Annotated in this window: 13 protein-coding genes; 4 read left to right on the forward strand and 9 right to left on the reverse strand. The window is 63.8% G+C overall.

The window, feature by feature from the left end; translation table 11 throughout:
- Positions 1 to 23: 23 nt before the first annotated feature.
- From HF684_RS16550 to dnaK, 4 genes are all read right to left on the reverse strand, one after another.
- The gene (locus tag HF684_RS16550; RefSeq protein WP_169253361.1) at positions 24 to 464 is read right to left on the reverse strand and encodes a helix-turn-helix transcriptional regulator; all 441 of its coding nucleotides are present in this window, start codon (positions 462 to 464) and stop codon (positions 24 to 26) included.
- 14 nt (positions 465 to 478) lie between these two features.
- On the reverse strand, positions 479 to 1,495 hold the full coding sequence (locus HF684_RS16555) for a DnaJ C-terminal domain-containing protein (RefSeq protein WP_169253362.1): 1,017 nt from the start codon (positions 1,493 to 1,495) through the stop codon (positions 479 to 481).
- 178 nt (positions 1,496 to 1,673) lie between these two features.
- Positions 1,674 to 2,342, reverse strand: a complete 669-nt coding sequence (locus tag HF684_RS16560) for a nucleotide exchange factor GrpE (protein WP_169253363.1) — start codon at positions 2,340 to 2,342, stop codon at positions 1,674 to 1,676.
- On the reverse strand, positions 2,342 to 4,204 hold the full coding sequence (gene dnaK / locus HF684_RS16565; RefSeq protein ID WP_025780753.1) for a molecular chaperone DnaK: 1,863 nt from the start codon (positions 4,202 to 4,204) through the stop codon (positions 2,342 to 2,344). The genes HF684_RS16560 and dnaK overlap by 1 nt, the downstream gene beginning before the upstream one ends.
- A 1,456-nt stretch (positions 4,205 to 5,660) precedes the next feature.
- On the opposite strand from dnaK, the gene HF684_RS16570 reads away from it, so the two are divergent.
- The gene (locus HF684_RS16570) at positions 5,661 to 5,918 is read left to right on the forward strand and encodes a LysE family transporter (protein ID WP_246490468.1); all 258 of its coding nucleotides are present in this window, start codon (positions 5,661 to 5,663) and stop codon (positions 5,916 to 5,918) included.
- A gap of 199 nt (positions 5,919 to 6,117) precedes the next feature.
- Positions 6,118 to 6,642 carry an HD domain-containing protein gene (locus HF684_RS16575; RefSeq protein WP_210603426.1) on the forward strand — a complete coding sequence of 175 codons (525 nt, stop codon included), beginning with the start codon at positions 6,118 to 6,120 and terminating at the stop codon, positions 6,640 to 6,642.
- A gap of 256 nt (positions 6,643 to 6,898) precedes the next feature.
- Here the strand turns inward: HF684_RS16575 and HF684_RS16580 are convergent, their stop codons facing one another.
- Positions 6,899 to 8,422, reverse strand: a complete 1,524-nt coding sequence (locus tag HF684_RS16580; RefSeq protein ID WP_169253365.1) for a SulP family inorganic anion transporter — start codon at positions 8,420 to 8,422, stop codon at positions 6,899 to 6,901.
- 202 nt (positions 8,423 to 8,624) lie between these two features.
- Between HF684_RS16580 and HF684_RS16585 the strand changes: the two genes are divergently transcribed.
- The gene (locus HF684_RS16585; RefSeq protein ID WP_169253366.1) at positions 8,625 to 9,008 is read left to right on the forward strand and encodes a MerR family transcriptional regulator; all 384 of its coding nucleotides are present in this window, start codon (positions 8,625 to 8,627) and stop codon (positions 9,006 to 9,008) included.
- Positions 9,009 to 9,039: 31 nt separating this feature from the next.
- Here the strand turns inward: HF684_RS16585 and HF684_RS16590 are convergent, their stop codons facing one another.
- From HF684_RS16590 to HF684_RS16600, 3 genes are all read right to left on the reverse strand, one after another.
- Entirely contained in the window at positions 9,040 to 10,008 is a 969-nt protein-coding gene (locus HF684_RS16590) for an iron-siderophore ABC transporter substrate-binding protein (RefSeq protein ID WP_248279226.1), read from the reverse strand.
- 242 nt (positions 10,009 to 10,250) lie between these two features.
- Positions 10,251 to 11,519: an alpha-hydroxy acid oxidase gene (locus HF684_RS16595; protein ID WP_169253367.1), complete on the reverse strand. Its 1,269-nt coding sequence runs from the start codon at positions 11,517 to 11,519 to the stop codon at positions 10,251 to 10,253.
- Positions 11,520 to 11,604: 85 nt separating this feature from the next.
- Complete coding sequence (locus HF684_RS16600) at positions 11,605 to 13,293, reverse strand: L-lactate permease (RefSeq protein WP_169253368.1); 1,689 nt, start codon at positions 13,291 to 13,293, stop codon at positions 11,605 to 11,607.
- A gap of 223 nt (positions 13,294 to 13,516) precedes the next feature.
- Here HF684_RS16600 and HF684_RS16605 point away from each other — a divergent pair, with 223 nt between their 5' ends.
- Positions 13,517 to 14,302: an FCD domain-containing protein gene (locus HF684_RS16605; RefSeq protein ID WP_169253369.1), complete on the forward strand. Its 786-nt coding sequence runs from the start codon at positions 13,517 to 13,519 to the stop codon at positions 14,300 to 14,302.
- Between the two features lie 86 nt (positions 14,303 to 14,388).
- On the opposite strand, the gene HF684_RS16610 is transcribed toward HF684_RS16605, so the two are convergent.
- Entirely contained in the window at positions 14,389 to 18,048 is a 3,660-nt protein-coding gene (locus HF684_RS16610) for an efflux RND transporter permease subunit (RefSeq protein ID WP_169253370.1), read from the reverse strand.
- Positions 18,049 to 18,142: the final 94 nt, after the last annotated feature.

An 18,142-nucleotide genomic window follows, 5' to 3' on the forward strand; every position in this document is an offset into this window, starting at 1 on the left:
GACTCTGACCGGCGACTGCCGACTCAGCCGCGCCGGTACCGGTTGTACAGCACCAGGGCTCCAGGCTCCGGACGACCCTGCGGGCGACGTCCCCTCGAGATCGAGACGACATCCCCGCCCGCGGTGCCGGCCGCGAAGACACGTGCATCGCGCTCCTGCGCCGACCGGCGTGCTCGAACCTCGTCCTCGAGCTCCTCGTTGCGGCTCTTGAGCGCATCGACCTGATTCTGCAGATCGATGATCTTCTTGATCCCGACGAGGTTGACTCCCTCGTCCTGCGACAGCTGCTGGATCAGTCGCAGCTTGGCGATGTCCTTCCCTGAGTAACGCCGGCCTCGGCCCGCAGTGCGTTCCGGAATGACGAGACCCAGGCGGTCATACTGCCGCAGCGTCTGCGGGTGCATGCCCGCCAGATCCGCGGCCACCGAGATGACATACACCGCCGCACTCGATGAAATGTGCATTGTGATTCACCACCTCAACTGGCCTTGGCTTTGTCCAGCAAGCCGGCGCGTGGATCCTCACCTTCGGTGGCGGCCCTGAACGATTCGACCGCCTGCTTGGCTTCCTTGGACAGGTTCTGCGGCGCCACGATCTCGACTGTCGCCAGCAGGTCGCCGGTGCCCTTCTTCGTCTTCACACCTTTGCCCCGCACGCGCAGGGTCCGTCCCGACGGCGTCCCCGGTGCAACCTTGACCTTGACGGGCATTCCGCCCAGGGTCGGCACCTTGACCTCGGCGCCGAGGGCCGCCTCGTCGAAGCTGATGGGCAGGTCCATCCGCAGGTTGTCACCGTCGCGGGTGAAGACCGGGTGCGGGCTCACGTGCACGGTGAGGATGACGTCACCGGGCTCACCGCCGTTGGGGCTGGTCTTGCCCTTGCCTGCCAGGCGGATCTTCTGTCCGTCCTTGACCCCGATCGGGGTGCGCACGGTCAGCGGCTTCCCGCCGGGCATGTTCAGCTTCACCGAGGCACCGTCGATGGCTTCGGTGAACGACAGCGTCGTGCTCGACTTGATATCGCCGCCCTTGACCGGAGGCTGGTAGCCGCCGTATCCGCCGCCACCGCCGAAACCTCCGCCGAATCCGCCGAGCAGATCCGCCAGGTCCGGGGGAACGTCTCCCCCACCGCCGTAGGTCGTGCGGGTTCGCGTCCGTCCGCCGCCTCCGAAGAGGTCGGAGAACACGTCGTCGAATCCGCCGCCGGCAGCCCCTCCGGGTCCGCCGGAACCGGCGCTGAACCGGGCACCGCCGCCCATGGCGCGGACCTGATCGTACTGGGCCCGGGACTCCTTGTCGGAGAGCACCTGGTGGGCCTGGCCGATCTCCTTGAACTTCTCCTCGGCCTTCTCGTCCCCGGGATTGGCGTCCGGGTGATACTTGCGCGCAAGTTTGCGATAGGCCTTCTTGATCTCGGCATCGGAAGCATCCTTGGAGACGCCGAGGGTTTTGTAGAAGTCCTTGTCGAACCAATCATTCTGAGGTCCGGTATTCACCTGGCACCTCCTTTCCTTCCAATCAATCCTGTCATCACGGTATTCACTTGTCCTCTCACAATCCGCATCCCCGGGGCACTGCCCCGAAGATCCGGACCGCCGCCGAGGCGGTTCCCCGGCCCCGTACGTCGGTGAACCGGCGTACGGGGCGGGCGGCCGCCTCGGCGATCGTCGTCGTTCAGTCCTCCGGCTGCTGGACACCGACGCGGGCGGCGCGGATGATGCGCTCCCCGATTCGGTAGCCCGGCTGCATGACCAGGAAGAGCGTCGGATTCTCGACCTCATCCGACGGCTGCTGCATGAGCGCTTCGTGGATGTTCGGGTCGAACTCGTCGCCGACCTCCCCGTACTGTTCGACGCCGATCTTGTTCAGCGATTCGACGAGCTTGTTCACGTGGGTCTCGAAAGGCCCGCTGACATCGCCGTTCTCGCGGGCGAGCTTGACCTCGTCGAGCACGGGGATCAGGGCCTCGACGGCCTTGATCGTGCCGCCGAGCGCCGCACGCTCACGTTCGCGGTCGGCGCGCATCCGGTAGGCCGCATACTCGGCGTTGATGCGCTTGAGGTCGGCCAGGTAGCCCGCCGCGTCCGAGCCCGGTTCGGGCTCGGCCTCCGGCTCGATGTCCTCAAGCCCCGAGGCGTCGGCGGGGATGTCCACACCGAGGTCGCTGGCGTCAGCTGCCTGTTCGGCGTTCGGATCCGCGGTCGGCTCCTCGCCGGCCCCGGCCGAGGCCGACTCAGCGTCGGCCTCGGGACGGACCTCACCGGTGTTCGGATCGACCCGGCGCTTGTCACTGAAGGTGAAGCCTGGCTCCTCGGACGACTTGTCGTTGCCCTCGGCAGTCATTACTTCTTCTCCTCATCCTCTTCGTCGACGACTTCGGCGTCGACGACATCGTCGTCTGCGCCTGCATCGGCGGTACCTTCACCGGCAGCTTCGGCACCTTCGGCACCGCCCTGCTGGCTGTAGATGGCTTCGCCGATCTTCTGCTGGTTCTCCACGAGCTTGTCGTAGGCGGACTTCACGGCGTCGTCGTCTTCACCCTTGAGGGCTTCCTTGACGGCGTCGACATCGCCCTGCATCTCGGTCTTGAGCTCCTCGGGCAGCTTGTCCGCGTTGTCGGTCAGCAGCTTCTCGGTCTGGTAGGCGAGGTTCTCCGCGTTGTTGCGGACGTCGGCGGCCTCACGGCGCTTCTTGTCCTCTTCTGCGTGCTCCTCGGCCTCGCGGACCATGCGGTCGATGTCTTCCTTCGGCAGTGCGGAACCGCCGGTGATCGTCATCGACTGTTCGGTGCCGGTGCCCTTGTCGGTGGCCGACACGTGGACGATGCCGTTGGCGTCGATGTCGAAGGCGACCTCGATCTGCGGCACGCCGCGCGGAGCCGGAGCGATACCGGTCAGCTCGAAGGTGCCGAGGTTCTTGTTGTCGCGAGTGAACTCACGCTCACCCTGGAAGACCTGGATCGACACGGAGGGCTGGTTGTCCTCAGCGGTGGTGAAGGTCTCCGAACGCTTGGTCGGGATCGGGGTGTTGCGCTCGATGAGCTTGGTCATCACGCCGCCCTTGGTCTCGAGTCCGAGCGAGAGCGGGGTGACGTCGATGAGCAGGACGTCCTTGCGCTCACCCACGAGGACACCGGCCTGCACGGCGGCGCCGATGGCGACGACCTCATCGGGGTTGACGCCCTTGTTGGGCTCCTTGCCTCCGGTGAGTTCGGTGACGACCTGGGTCACGCCGGGCATACGGGTCGAACCGCCGACGAGGACGACGTGGTCGATGTCGGACACGGAGACGCCGGCGTCCTTCATGACTGCGTGGAAGGGAGCCTTGGTGCGCTCGAGGAGGTCCTTGGTCAGGTCCTCGAACTTCGCACGGGTGAGGGTCTCATCCAGGTGGATGGGGCCGTTCTCGCTCATCGACAGGTACTGCAGCGAGATGTTCGTGCTGGTGGCCGAGGACAGTTCCTTCTTGGCCTGCTCAGCGGCTTCCTTGAGGCGCTGCAGAGCGGTGGCGTCCTTGGTCAGGTCCACGCCGTAGTTGTTCTTGACCTGCTCGACCAGCCAGTCGACGATGCGCTGATCCCAGTCGTCACCGCCGAGGCGGTTGTCACCGGAGGTCGCACGGACCTGAATGGTGGAGAAGTCGTCTTCGTCCTTGGCAACCTCGAGCAGGGACACGTCGAAGGTACCGCCACCGAGGTCGAAGACGAGGATGAGCTCGTCTTCCTTGCCGCGCTCGAGGCCGTAGGCCAGAGCGGCAGCGGTGGGCTCGTTGATGATGCGCGAGACGTTGAGGCCGGCGATCTCACCGGCGTCCTTCGTCGCCTGGCGCTCAGCATCGTTGAAGTATGCGGGAACGGTGATCACCGCGTCGGTGACCTTCTCCTGCAGGTACTCCTCGGCGTCGTGCTTGAGCTTCTGGAGGATGCGGGCCGAGACTTCGGGAGCCGTCATCTTCTTGCCGCCGATCTCGGTGGACCAGTCGGTGCCCATGTGGCGCTTGACCGATGCGACGGTGTTCTTGATGTTCGTGACGGCCTGGCGCTTGGCGATCTCACCGACGAGGGAGTCGCCGTTCTTGTTGACCGCGACGACGGACGGGGTCGTGCGACCGCCCTCGGCGTTTGCGATGACCTTCGGCTCGCCGCCCTCGAGGACGGCGACGACGGAGTTCGTGGTTCCGAGGTCGATTCCGACTGCACGTGCCATAGTGTTCTCTCCTTTGTTCGTGAGTTCCTGCGACTCGAATGTGTGCGATCGGGCGGCTCCGGTTCTTGAGTCAGAACCACTCGACCGCACACATTGAGCCAACTGGACTCAAGTATTCTCTTCGAGGTTTCGACCGTCAAGTCGACCTCATCAAAGTTGCGTACACCAGACTCAACTTTGATGAGGACGGTTTTATTCCGTTAGGAGTGAAAATCTTTGCACAGCCAATTGCAGGTTCTCGGTCAAGAGGTTGCGCGGATTGGGAGTCATCTCCAGTCATAGCGCTTGACGGGGCTGGCAGCCCACCGACAGTGAGTCCATGACATCTGCAGCAGTCACTTGTCAGAGCCAGGCCGATGACTTGGTCGAAAGCCTCGAACACGATCTGTTCGAGGCGGCGAACACTGCGTGGGCGATCCATTCATCGCGATGGCATCGCAATGTTGTGGCTGAGACCAGGCCATCGGCATGTTTGGTGCAGGCACCGCCGAGGACGAGTCAGGTGAGGATCTTGTCGAAGACGATCCGATCAGCAACTCGCCGTCGGTGGCATCCGAGGGGGTGGTCGTCGTTGATCGTGGGCAGAAATGTCTTGAATTGGCGCTAGATAGGGGCGATGACTGAAGATGGAAAGGCTGGCACGGGGAAGCTGTCCTTATGTCTTCGACTGTGATGGTTGCACTTCCATCGAAGCTGACGCTTCTCCGTGTCAGCCTGCTACGACACGCCGGGTGCAGGATACGCACACTCCGCACCTATCCGCGCAACCTCTTAGAATCACGATTCGTCTTAGCGTCCCCTCTTCGAAGGTGGCCGCTCACCTCGCGCACTGGCCTATGAAAGGACGTCACATTTTCATCGTCACTGGAGCGACGGGAAACAGGCCGGCACGGATCGGCCACTTTGCGCAATCACGCCCGAAACTCGCCGAGGAACTTGGACGCGACCACGCAGTATCGCTACGCAATGGGCGGAGGAAAACGCTCGCTGAGTATGCAGATGGAACCGAGGGTCTCTGATCGATTCACCGGACGCGAATGGGCGATCCGGTCCCAGCGGGGCAACCGGAATATCCAAGGGCAGGACGCACCTGGCCGCTGAGCGTTGAGGTACCGGCTGGCGAACCGCCACGTTGACGATCTGTTACCCAGCACATCACGCCTGGGGACGATCAACTGGCATGGTTGATGACGCTCACATTCGTTTGAAAGCAGACAATGGAACCACAGCATCTGATGGCCTGGGCGCTTGTGACGGTCATCGGCGCGGCCACACCTGGTGTTGATCGGATGATCGCTCTTCGTGGTGAGGATCGGCGGAGCCTGTTATCTCGTGTGGCTTGGCTATATGGCGATCTGAAGGTCCCTTCCACGCAACCGGACGACGGACAACGGAGACTGCGACACCGTCTCCACAGAACTCTGCCGACGCTGCTCACAGCGGGCTGATCAGCACCATGATCAACCCCGAGGTCGGAGTCTTCTACATCAGCATCCTCCCCCAGTTCCTTCCCACAGAATCGCCCGCCGCCGGCTGGGGCGTATTGTTGGTGTCCATTGCGCTTGCCATCGGAATCGTGTGGCGCTCGACGATAGTACTTGCCGCTACGCGCGCTCGAGGCGTGCTCGCCCGGGAACGTGTCAAGATCTGGCTCGATCGCACGAGTGCTGCTGTGATGATGGCTCTTGGAGCGCGGTTGGCCACCGAACACTGATGAACGAACTGGAATCCGGGACTGAGGCGGAAGGCAATCGACAATGAACTCGAATGTGAACAATGCGTACAGCGATGACAACTCGACAACGAGCTCGACCCGAGAGATTCTTTCCGAGATCTGTCTCAGGACCGGTTTGGAGTATCCGGAGCTGGCGCAGGATGCTCTTCGGTTCGTCCGTGCGAGGGAGCACCCGGCCGTGTTCAACCACAGCCTCCGGACGTACCTCTATGCTCGCCATCTGGCCGCCGTCGATGATCAAGATTTCAGCGAGGACGCTCTTTTCGCAGCATGCCTCTTTCATGACGCAGGCACCGTTGAAGACTTCAACGGCGACCAGAGATTTGAGATCGAAGGTGCGGATGCGGCGGCACGGTTTCTCGACGTCGAAGGCTGGACGCCTGCGGAGATCGAACCTGTCTGGGAGGCGATAGCGCTGCACACCTCTGCTGGGATCGCCGAACGCTTCGGCACTCTTCCTCGATACCTTCGTTTGGGCGTCAGAGTCGATTTCGGAGATCACGATCTCCTCGGTGCCCCGGATGTTCTCGCCGACGCGGAAGCCGCTTTCGCCCGCCTCGACATCGAGCGGATCCTCAGTGAGCTGGTCGTAGCGCAGGCGACCGTGCGCAGCCAGAAGGCTCCGCCGGCGACATGGCCCGGCGAACTCCTCCGCGCACATCTTGCCGACCCTGATTCCGACCTGCCGAACCGGGCGTTCTAGCCTCGACAGAGGAGGGATTCAATCGATTCGATTCGGAAAGAGGCTCCAGTTCGACGTAGAAGTTCGACCGTCGGCTCCGCACTCCTCATACTTCTCAGCACTGCTCCGTCATCGGCGACTCGATCGTGAATTGCTGCTCACCGACTTCCTGGACACCTGCAGGCTCTCGGACTTCAAATCGGATAGTCGACCCCCCGCTGGTGATCAGCCGCCGGCTCTGCTGCCTGTCAGAGCCGGACAGACGGCGAACAAACCGCTAGTGGCCACCGCCGAGGCCGCCTGTGAGGCGAGCATGGAACGCAGTCGTGAAGTCGTTCATGCCGACGAACTCCACAGATTTCCCGTGCTGCTCGTATTTGGTCTCGATCGTATCGAGAGCGGCGACGGTCGACGCGTCCCAGATATGCGACTTCGTGAAATCGATGACTACCTGATCCGGATCGTCAGCGTATTCGAACAGTGTCGTCAGGTCGTTGCTGGAGGCGAACAGAAGCTGCCCTTCGACTGCATAGTGCGCGACCTCCTGACCACTCTGTACCTGGATCTCACGACGGACGTCGATGAGATGGGCAACGCGACGGACGAACATCACAGAGGCCACGAACACCCCGACAACGACGCCGATGGCGAGGTTATGAGTCGCGACGACCACGGCGACGGTGATGACCATGACGGCCGTTTCGCTCTTGGGCATTCGCTTGAGCGTGGCGAGTCGGATCGAGTGCCAGTCGAAAGTGCCGACCGAGACCATGATCATCACGGCGACGAGGGCCGCCATCGGAATGACGGACACGACGTCGCCGAGCGCGACGACGAGGATCAACAGGAACAACCCGGCGAGGAAGGTCGATATGCGGGTGCGGGCGCCGGAGGCTTTGACGTTGATCATGGTCTGGCCGATCATGGCGCATCCGCCCATACCGCCGAAGAACCCCGAAAGAATGTTCGCCACTCCCTGGCCCCATCCTTCACGGGTCTTGCTCGAGTGCGTGTCTGTGACATCATCGACGAGCTTCGCCGTCATCAGTGATTCCATGAGCCCGACGAGGGCCATCGCCAGAGAGTACGGGGCGATGATCGTCAACGTCTCCCAGGTCAGGGGGACGCCGGGGACGAACAGCTCCGGCAGACTGCGGGGCAGCTCCCCCTGATCGCCGACAGTGGGGACGTTGATCGCGAAGGCCACGACGGCGACGGTGACGATGATGATCGATATCAGCGGAGCGGGGACGACCTTGGTGATCTTCGGCATGAAGATCATAACGACCAGACCGACCGCGACGAGCGGGTAGACCATCCAGGGGACATCGATCAGCTGTGGGAGCTGAGCCGTGAAGATGAGAATCGCCAGAGCGTTGACGAATCCGGTCATAACGCTGCGCGGGATGAAATGCATGAGTTTCGCGGCACCGAACGCGGCCAGCACGATCTGCAGCACTCCGGCAAGCAGGACGGTGGCGATGAAGTAGTCCATGCCGTATTCACGGGCCACCGGTGCGATGACGAGCGCGACTGCGCCGGTCGCGGCGGTGATCATCGCCGGGCGCCCGCCGACGAAGGCAATGGTCACTGCCATGATGAATGAGGAGAACAGGCCGACCTTCGGGTCGACGCCGGCGATGATGGAGAACGAGATCGCCTCAGGGATCAGCGCCAGCGCAACGACCAGTCCTGCCAGAACTTCTCGCGTGAGGATACGCGGAGTCTTCAGCGCGGTCGCCACTGAGGGGTCGGGAAGGCAGCGGCTCCGATCGCCGGCGGTGGTCGTGGTCGTCGTCATGTTTGAGCCTCCAAGGCCGGGAGCACGTCAGGTGTGACACCATCTGTGTGACACCATCTGAATGAGAGATGTGCTTGAGCGCGGTCGGCATGCTCCCGCTTCACACGGAAGATGAAATCCGGGAACGCACTGAGCCGCCATACGGGCGCCGAAGTCAACCCTAACGTAACGTAAGGGTTGCCGTGAATTGAGGAGAGTGTCGATGGCCGAGACCGGAATGATGCACATCGGAGAGTTGGCTGAACGTACGGGGCTGTCGCTGCGAACGATTCGCCATTACGACCAGATCGGCCTGCTGACCCCTTCGGGCAGGTCGGAGGGAGGTTTCCGCCTCTACACAGAAGACGATCACGACCAGCTGATGCTGATTCGCAGGATGAAGCCGCTGGGGTATTCGCTGGAGCAGATGGGTGACCTGCTCCGGGCACTGGAGAGTGCTCGCGGAAGCGAGCCGTTCCGGGCCGATGGAGCGAATGAGCTGACGCACTTTCTCGATGATGCTCACGAACGCCGCGACAGACTTGCACGGCAGCTCGCCGCCGCTGATGAGTTCATCGATCAGCTCAACTCACGGATCATTGCGTAGAGGAGCGGCTTCCGGGAGCTGAGGAGTCGGCTCAATCGCCGAGGTGGTCCTCCAGATCGTCAAGGATCTGACCGGCCCCGGTCGGACCGAGTCCGAGGAACCAGACATCATCATTGACGCGGATGGCCTTGCCGTCCTTGGCCGCGTCGAGGCCCTTCCATTGGCTCGACTCGAGCGCCTTCTTCTCCCCGGTCGCCTCCGGGTCGCCGTAGCTGGTGTAGAAGACATAGTCCCCGGCGGCCTGGTCGAGGTTCTCCGGGGAGATCTCGACGGCGAGTTCATCGACGTCCTGAATCTTCGGGCGCTTGAATCCCGCGTCATTCAGAATGACTCCGATGAGCGACTGGTTCGCGTAGAGGCGCAGACGCTCAGGCATGAAGCGCACAAGTGAGATCGTCGGGTCTCCATCGACAGAGTCCTTGAGCTCACCGGCCTCACGAGCGTAGTCCTCAAGCTCCTGCGTCGTCGCGTCTTCCATGCCCATCGCCTCACCGACGAGGCGGAAGTTCTCCTTCCACGGGAATCCCGGGCGGATGGAGAACACCGTCGGAGCAATCGAGTCGAGCTCGTCGTAGAGCTTGTCGGCCCGCAGCTGGCTGCCGAGGATGAGGTCGGGCTCGAGCGAGGCGATCTTCTCGAGATCAAGCTCTTGAATCGTGCCGACCGTCTCGACTCCCTTGACCTGGTCTTCGAGGTAGCTCGGCACCGGACTGGCGCCCTCGGTCGTCACCATGCCGACGGGCGTGATGCCCAGCGACAGGACATCGTCGAGTTCTCCGGTATCGAGAACGACGACTCGCTCGGGCTTCTTCTCGATCTCGGTCGTGCCGTTGGCATGCGTGACCGTTCGCGGGAAGACCCCGGCCTCGGCATCACTGCCGAGCTTCGCGGTCTCCTCATCAGCAGTGCCGAAGGCCTCACCTCCAGTCGCAACATCTTTGTTGCCAGCCTCCCCGTCGGCACTTTTGTCGTCCTCGGCAGCACAGCCGGTGGCGAGCAGGGCAAGAGTCAGTGCGGAGGCGGCCGCTGCGACCGCCCGATTCTTCAACGTCAGATTCACACAGATGAGCCTACCCTAACCAATGCCGCTGTTGACACGCAGCGAGCAGCCAGAGGCGGACGAATGAAATCCGGCAACGGGCGTCTTCGCGGAGATGGCAGAGGCACCCGGCAGGGATCTTGGCCCTACCCGGGCGCCCCTGCACTCCGCGGATTGCGATGACGGTCAGCCGCCTCGGCGAATCAGCCCTTCGCAGGTCGGGAACTGATGATCTCGGCCCGCTCATCACGATTGAACTGACGCAGCTGGGTCACATGCGAGGGGTTGAGCTCGGAGACATCGGCAACCTGGAGCAGGCGCATGGTGCGCTCGACCTGCTCGCCGAGGATCTCGATCGTCCGGTCCACGCCTTCCCGACCGCCGGCCATGAGACCGAAGAGGTAGGCGCGGCCGATGAGGGTGAAGTCCGCACCGAGCGCCAGGGAGGCGACGATGTCGGCACCGTTGCGGATTCCGGTGTCGATGATGATCTCCACGTCCTTGCCGATCTCACGAGCCACCTCGGGGAGGAGCTCGAAGGGAACGGGTGCCCGGTCGAGCTGACGTCCGCCGTGGTTGGACAGGACGATCGAGTCGACGCCGAGGTCGGCAAGCTTCTTCGCGTCCTCGAGCGTCTGCACGCCCTTGACGGAGAACTTGCCGGGCCACATGGCACGGATCTCGGCGAGGTCGTCGAAATCGATCGAGGGATCCATTGCCGAGTCGAGCAGTTCGCCGACCGTTCCGCCGGTCTCCGACAGGGAAGCGAACTCGAGCTTCGGAGTGGTCAGGAAGTCCCACCACCACCAAGGGCGCGGGATCGCGTTGAGGATCGTCTGCGGGGTCAGCTGCGGTGGGATGGAGAAGCCGTTGCGCGTATCGCGCAGGCGTGCACCGGCGACGGGGGCGTCGACGGTGAAGAACAGGGTGTCGAATCCGGCGTTCTTCGCCCGCTCGACGAGACCGTAGGAGATGTCGCGCTGCTTCATCACGTAGAGCTGGAACCAGTTGCGCCCATGCGGGTTGACCTTCTTCACGTCCTCGATCGAGGTCGTCCCCAGCGTCGAGAGAGTGAACGGAATTCCTGCAGCACCGGCGGCTCCGGCGCCGGCGGTCTCGCCTTCGGTCTGCATGAGCCGAGTGAACCCGGTGGGGGCGATGCCGAAGGGCATGGCCGAGCTGCCGCCCATGATCTGGGTCGAGGTGTCGACGTTCGTGACGTCCTTGAGGATCGAGGGGTGGAATTCGATATCGCGGAAGGACTGGACCGAGCGCTCCATCGAGATCTCACCCTCGGCGGCACCATCCGTGTAGTCGAACGCGGCGGCCGGGGTTCGACGCTTCGCGATCGTACGCAGGTCCTCGATCGTCAGTGCGCTCTCCAAGCGGCGCTTCTTCGGGTCGAGTTCGAACTTCTTGAACTTCATCAGTTCGAAGATCTCGGACGGCTGAGGAATCTGCCTCTTGACCATGTTTATCGCTCCTTCTGTTTGGCGGTGGTTGGTGGGAAATGATTAGTGCGGACGGTCCGGTCGCCGCCACGGCAGCGAGGGGGCCTCAGTGCGAGGGCACCATCCAGGACAGCACCGTCGACTGGAGTCCGACGAGCAGACACATGGCGACGAGCATGCCCAACGACCAGCCGATGACGCGGCGAAGGATCGAGGACTCCTTGCCGAGCAGGCCGACGGCGGTGGCTGCGATGGTGAGGTTCTGCGGACTGACCATCTTACCGAGGACTCCACCCGAGCTGTTGGCGCCGACGAGCAGCAGCGGATTGAGTCCAGCCTCGTGCGCGGCGGTCTGCTGCAGAGTGGCGAACAGTGCATTCGCCGAGGTGTCCGAACCGGTGACAGCAGTGCCCAGCCAGCCCAGGATCGGCGAGAGGAAGGCAAAGAAGGCACCGGTGCCGGCGATCCAGGTGCCGATGGTGATCGTCTGGCCCGAGAGGTTCATGACATAGGCCAGTGCGAGAACCGATCCGACGGTGAGGATCGAGAACTTCATCTTCACAACGTTGACGATGAAGACATCGACGGCGTCCTTCGCCGACATCTTGTACACGATCGCGACGATGATACCGGAGATGAGCAGCAGAGTTCCGGGCGAAGACAGCCATTGGAAGTTGTAGATCGTGCTCGTCGAGACTTCGCCAGCGGCATCGAGGATGTTCCCATTCAGTCCGGGCCACGGAATCTTCACATCCGTGGATGCCAGCCAGTTGTTCAGCGCCGGCACGAGCTTGGCCACGGAGAAGATGACGATCACCAGCAGGTATGGGAAGAGCGCAAGGAACACCCGGGACCCGGTCAGCGGTGCGGTCTCTTTCTTCACATCGGTGGCCACAGCTGCGGAAGCGCTGCCGGCGTCAGGGGCGGCGGCGCCTTCGTGTTCGCGCTCGTCGGCCATGCGGTCGAGTGCCTCCTGTCCGCCCTTCGGCTTCCAGAACCGGAGCATGATGACGACGGCGGCGAGGCCGACCAGGGAAGCGATGATGTCGGTGAGTTCGACGGAGAGGAATGTGGCCGAAACGTACTGGGCGAGGCCGAAAGCGATGCCCACGACGAGGGCCAGCGGCCAGATCTGCTTCAGACCGCGACGCCCGTCGACGAGCAGGACGAGGAACAGCGGCACGACCGCGGCGAGGAACGGGGTCTGGTGGCCGACCATGGCACCGATGTCCTGGTAGTCGATTCCCGTGAGGGTGCCGGCGGTGATGATCGGGATGGCGATCGCACCGAAAGCCACGGGCGCGGTGTTGGCCACGAGGACAACGACCGCAGCACGCATGGCGGTGAAGCCGACGGCGACCAGCATGACACCGGTGATCGCCACAGGGGCGCCGAACCCGGCGAGCGCTTCGAGGAGACCGCCGAAGCAGAAAGCGACGATGATCGCCTGGATGCGCGGGTCATCGGAGATGACGTTGATGACCAGCCGCAGGTCTTCGAAGTGGCCCGAGCGCACGGTGAGTTCGTAGAGCCAGATCGCGGTGATGACGATCCACATGATCGGGAACAGTCCGAAGGCGAACCCCTGCGTCGCCGACAGCGCGGCGAGCCCGACGGGCATTCCGTAGGCGGCGATCGCGACGATGAGAGCGACGCCGACGGCGGTCAGTCCGGCCCAGTGGGCCTTCCACTTCAGCGCGCCGAGGGTAACGAAGATCGTCAGCAGCGGCAGGATCGCCAGCAGAGACGACCACAGAAGGCTGTCGGCCACCGGCGCAATTTCGGGTGTGTACATGGCTTCTCCAACACGGCCGGGCATGCCCACGACGGGTCCGTTCCCCTGTGAACGCGCTCCGAGCTCGAATGATCACATTTTTTAGTATGGCCTTTATGAGGTCAGACCATTAAAGTGAGCATAGGACGGAGGTGTGATCTGCGTCAAATGTCCTCGGGCGCTCTGGTCACGCCCGCGAGCAGCGCGAAGAATGGCATGACATGATGGCGCGGTGGAGACGACCATGAGTGATGACACGAACGAATTCCGCCCGGAACAGACCGGCAGCACCGAGGCGGCTGCGGGACCCGAGTGGAAACCGGTGACCCGCGCGAGCACCTATGAGCTCGTCATCGACGCCGTCGAAGAGCAGATCATGGCCGGCTCGCTGAGCGTCGGAGACCCCCTTCCGGCCGAACGCGACTTGGCGACGAAGCTCGGCGTCAGTCGTGCCAGCGTCCGCGAGGCGCTGCGCGTGCTCGACAGCCTCGGCGTCGTTCGGTCTTCGGGCGGGTCCGGGCGCGGCGCCGGCACGTTCATCGCCGCGATGCCCTCGGCCGCGCTCACCCGCTTCCTCCGCCTTCATGTCGCGCTCACGAACTTCAGCATCGAGGACGTGACGGAGACGCGCATCCAGCTCGAACGCTCGAGCGCGGTCCTTGCGGCGACCCGTGCCGACAAGGACGCGCTGGCAGAGGTGAATGCGCAGCTGGCGATGATGGACACCCCCGGGATCAGCCTCGAGGTCTTCAACGACGCGGACACCGCCTTCCACATCGCCATCGCTCAGGCGGCGGGCAATCAGCTCTTCTCCGATCTCACCGGGGCCATCCGCACTTCCCTGCGGAGATCGATCTTCTCCTCATTCAGCCGCGTCGACGACCAGCAGGCACTGATGGCGACGCTGCAATCTCAACACCACGGAATCATGAATGCCATCGTCGCCGGTCACCCGGAGGAGGCCGCTCGCGTCACCGAGGAACACATCCGCTTCGCCGCCTCCCAACTCCCCGGCCTCTCCCCCGACTGACAAATCCCCTCCCCTTGCTACCCGACGGCGGCCCAGCAACCTGGCACCAGGTTGCTGGGCCGCCGTCGGGTAGTAATTGAGGGTGGTCAGTGATCGTCGGAACGCAGGGCCACCTCGGCGGTCTCCGCTTCGATCCGCGCTTGATTCTCGACCCGCTTCTTGGCGCGCTTCTCCTCCTTATGTGCCGCCCGGACCTCTTTGCGCCGTTCGACGAGGAGGTAGAGAGCGGGGACGAGGATGAGCGTGAGCACCGTCGACGAGGTGAGCCCGCCAATGACGACGATCGCCAGGGGCTGCGAGATGAACACTCCCCCACCGGTCAGCCCCAGCGACATCGGCACGAGGGCGAAGATCGTTGCGGCCGCGGTCATGAGGATCGGGCGCAGGCGCAGTCGGGTGCCGTGGACGATCGCGTCCATGAGGTCGAGTCCGTCCTCACGCAGCTTGTTGATGAGGTCGATGAGCACGATCGCGTTCGTCACGACGATGCCGATGAGCATGAGCAGACCGATGAGTGAGGGAATGCCCAATGGTGTGCCGGTCGCCAGCAGGAGCAGCACGGCTCCGGTCGCGGCGAACGGAATCGACACCAGCAGGATGAGCGGCTGGACGAAGCTGCGGAATGTCGCGATCATCACGAGGAACACGAGCACGATCGCCACGGCCATCGCCATTCCGAGCTGACCGAAGGATTCCGCCTGCTCCTGACTGGCACCGCCGACGTCGAAGCTGACTCCGTCGGGCAGATCCATGGTCTCGGTCAGGTCGGTGGCCGCGGCGGTGACCGTTTCTAGCTGGCCGCTGGACGGGGTTGCGAACACGGTGACCTTCCGGTCTCCGTCGGCACGGTCGATCGTCGCCGGGGTCTCGGTCTTCTTCACCTCCGCGATCTCGTCGACGGTGATCGGCTCACCCTTGATGTCGGGGATGGCGGCCTGCTCATCGGCAAGCGCCTCTTCCTCCTCCTGGCTCTGCTCCTGTTCACGCTGGCCGTCGACGAGGTCGTCGATGGCGTCGTTGGCCTCCTTCAGCCCCTTCTCTGCCTGTTCGACCCCTTCGCGGGCCTGTTCCACCTGGTCGGCAGCCATGTCGCCCGGGCTCGGAGCCGGCGGCGGATTCTCGGCATCGCGCAGAGCCTTTCGAGCCTGTTCGAGCTGGTCGGCCGCGTTGTCACGAGCTTCACGGGCAGACTCAAGCTGCTCGGCCGATTCGTCAGCGGCCTTGCGCTTGGCCTCCTCGGCGCGGGCATCGGTCTTCTCCTCGACCCGATCGGTCGCATCCTCCTGGGCATTCTGCGTCTGCACCTCGGTGACGGGCAGTTCGAGAGCACGGATCTCGTCCGGGGTCGCATCCGGATGAGTCGGGGCGAGGGTGATGTCGCGCTCCTGGCCGTTGAGGGTGATGGTGCCGGCCTCGACGCCGTGGAGTGCGGCGGCGATGGCCTGGCCGACCTCGGCCTGGCTGAAACCGTAGTCGGCGGCCTTCTCCCGATCGACATCGACTTCGATGACCGGCTGGTCGGCAGCGAGGTCGTTGCGGGCGGACTTGACACCGTCGGTGTCCGCCATCGTCTTCGTCACCTCATCGGCAGCCTTTCGCAGCGCACCCAGGTCGGTGCCCGAAAGGGTGACCTCGACATCCTCGCTGACGGAGCCGCCGGCGTCCTGGACGTCGATCTCGCCCGCGTCCTTCCCGAGGTCGTCGAGTTCGGTGCGGAGGCGGTTCGTCGCGACGTCGGCCTCGGAGTCTTCGGCCAGGGTGACGTTGAACTGGTTCTCCGCTCCGGATTCCGGGCCGTTGACCGTGGTCGAGTAGGTGTCGACGTCCGGATCATCGCCGAGCACGGCTTCCACGCGCTTCGCGGCCTTGTCACCGGCTTCGAGCGAAGCGCCGGCGGGAAGGGTCTGCGTGATGTACACGGAGTTCTGCCCCGCCGATCCGAGCAGGTCCGTTTTGAGGAAGGTCGCGCACATCATCGTGACGATGAAGATGACGACGGAGAGGGCAATGGTCCTCCAGGGGTGGTGCAGGGCCGAAATGATGGCCGGCAGGCTGCGCTGCTGGAGGCGATCGACTCGGCCGGAGGCCTCACCGTCTCCGGGGGCGGGAGCGACGACGGGTTCGACGGTCGCGTCCGGCAGCGGGTCCTTGCCCTTGGCCGCGCGTTTGGCGTTCTTCTTCTCGATCGCCTTCTGGCGACGTTCGGCACGGGCCACCGAGCGGCGGTGCTGCTTGGCCGCCCACAGCTCATAGCTGCGGTCGGTGGCGGCTTGCCGTTTGGGCGAGAGCGGTTTGGGGCTGCGGCGCAGGACCCAGTAACTGAACACGGGGACGATCGTCAGCGCCACGACGAGGGAGGCCAGCAGTGCCAGGGAGACGGTGACGGAGAAGGGGCGGAACAGCTGTCCGGCGATGCCGTCGACGAACGCAATAGGTAGGAACACGGCGACGGTGGTCAGAGTCGAGGCAGTGATGGCACCGGCGACCTGCTTGACGCTGGCGACGATGTCTTCGACCGTCAGGTCGCTTGTGCCCTGGCGTCTCCGGATGTTCTCGATGACGACGATGGAGTCGTCGACGACGCGGCCGACGGCGATCGTCAGGGCGCCCAAAGTGAGGATGTTGAGCGTGTAGTCGCCGACCATGAGGCCGATCATCGCGATGAGCAGCGACATCGGGATCGAGATCGCGGCGACGATGGTCGAACGGAACGAGCCGAGGAAGGCGAGGATGACGAAGATCGCGAAGATCAGGCCGAGTCCGCCTTCGACTGAGAGGTCGTGGATCGACTTCTCGATCTCCGGGGCCTGATCGAAGATCGTCGAGAACTCTGTGTCGTCTCCGAGCTTCGGACCGACCTTGTCGAGGGTGTCGGCGACCTTGTGGGAGACGTCGACGACATTGGCGTCCTGGTCCTTCGTCACCGACACAGTCACGGAATCCCTGCCGTCGGCACGGGACAGGGAGGTCTTCTCGACCGAGTCGAGGTCGACGTCGGCGACCTCACCCAGCAGCACGGTGCCGTCCGCAGTGCGCAGAGGCGTCTTCTCGATCTGCTCGACGGCGTCGACCTCGGTGCCGACCTCGACGGCCATCGACGTGTCGCCCTGTGAGCTCTGGCCAGCGGGAACGACAGTGCCGGCGGCTTCGAGCTCATCGGGCACGGAGGATTCGACGACGTTCTTCTCCGCCACGTCCTCGGGGCGGAACGTGATGGAGACTCGCTGCTCGTCCTGGCCGGTGACCTCGACGTTCGAGACTCCGTCGAGAGCGCGGAGTTCGGGGACGAGGTCGGTCTCAAGACGGTCGCCGAGGGTGGCGGAGTCTCCGCCGGAGACGGCGAACATCGTCACCGGGACCTCATCCATCTGATATGAAAGCACCTCGGCTTCCGCATCGGCGGGCAGGTCGGACTTCACTCCGTCGACGGCCGAGCGGACGGCGTCGGTCATCTCTTCGGAGTCCTTGCCGAACGGCCAAGTCACCTCGGCGGTCATCATCCCCGACGAGGTGGAGGTGGTCACCGATTCGAGCTCTCCGACCCCGTCGAGTGCGGTTTCGAGGGGCTTGGTCACAGTCTCCTCGATGACCTCCGGAGAAGCGCCGGGGACGGTGGCCTGCACCGAAGTGCCGGGCAGGTCGACCGAGGGCATCGTCTCCTGGTTGAGTGAGGTGGTCGCGACGATGCCGAAGACGGCGATCACGAGGGTGAGCAATCCGACGATGAGGCGGTTCTTCAGACTCATCCGGGTGATCAGGTGCACAGGGGTCCTCCGGGTTCGGGGGTGTGAGCAGGGCGCTCCAGTCAGTCTTCCAAGCGGATCGCCTCAGCGGATCGCC

Origin of the sequence: Brevibacterium sp. 'Marine', assembly GCF_012844365.1 — a bacterium.
Classification (GTDB): Bacteria; Actinomycetota; Actinomycetes; order Actinomycetales; family Brevibacteriaceae; genus Brevibacterium.

Coding starts and splice junctions, on each gene's coding strand:
- HF684_RS16550 (WP_169253361.1), bottom strand. CDS start 464: ATGCACATTTCATCGAGTGCGGCGGTGTATGTCATCTCGGTGGCCGCG.
- HF684_RS16560 (WP_169253363.1), bottom strand. CDS start 2,342: ATGACTGCCGAGGGCAACGACAAGTCGTCCGAGGAGCCAGGCTTCACC.
- dnaK (WP_025780753.1), bottom strand. CDS start 4,204: ATGGCACGTGCAGTCGGAATCGACCTCGGAACCACGAACTCCGTCGTC.
- HF684_RS16570 (WP_246490468.1), top strand. CDS start 5,661: ATGATCAACCCCGAGGTCGGAGTCTTCTACATCAGCATCCTCCCCCAG.
- HF684_RS16580 (WP_169253365.1), bottom strand. CDS start 8,422: ATGACGACGACCACGACCACCGCCGGCGATCGGAGCCGCTGCCTTCCC.
- HF684_RS16585 (WP_169253366.1), top strand. CDS start 8,625: ATGGCCGAGACCGGAATGATGCACATCGGAGAGTTGGCTGAACGTACG.
- HF684_RS16595 (WP_169253367.1), bottom strand. CDS start 11,519: ATGGTCAAGAGGCAGATTCCTCAGCCGTCCGAGATCTTCGAACTGATG.
- HF684_RS16600 (WP_169253368.1), bottom strand. CDS start 13,293: ATGTACACACCCGAAATTGCGCCGGTGGCCGACAGCCTTCTGTGGTCG.
- HF684_RS16605 (WP_169253369.1), top strand. CDS start 13,517: ATGAGTGATGACACGAACGAATTCCGCCCGGAACAGACCGGCAGCACC.
- HF684_RS16610 (WP_169253370.1), bottom strand. CDS start 18,048: ATGAGTCTGAAGAACCGCCTCATCGTCGGATTGCTCACCCTCGTGATC.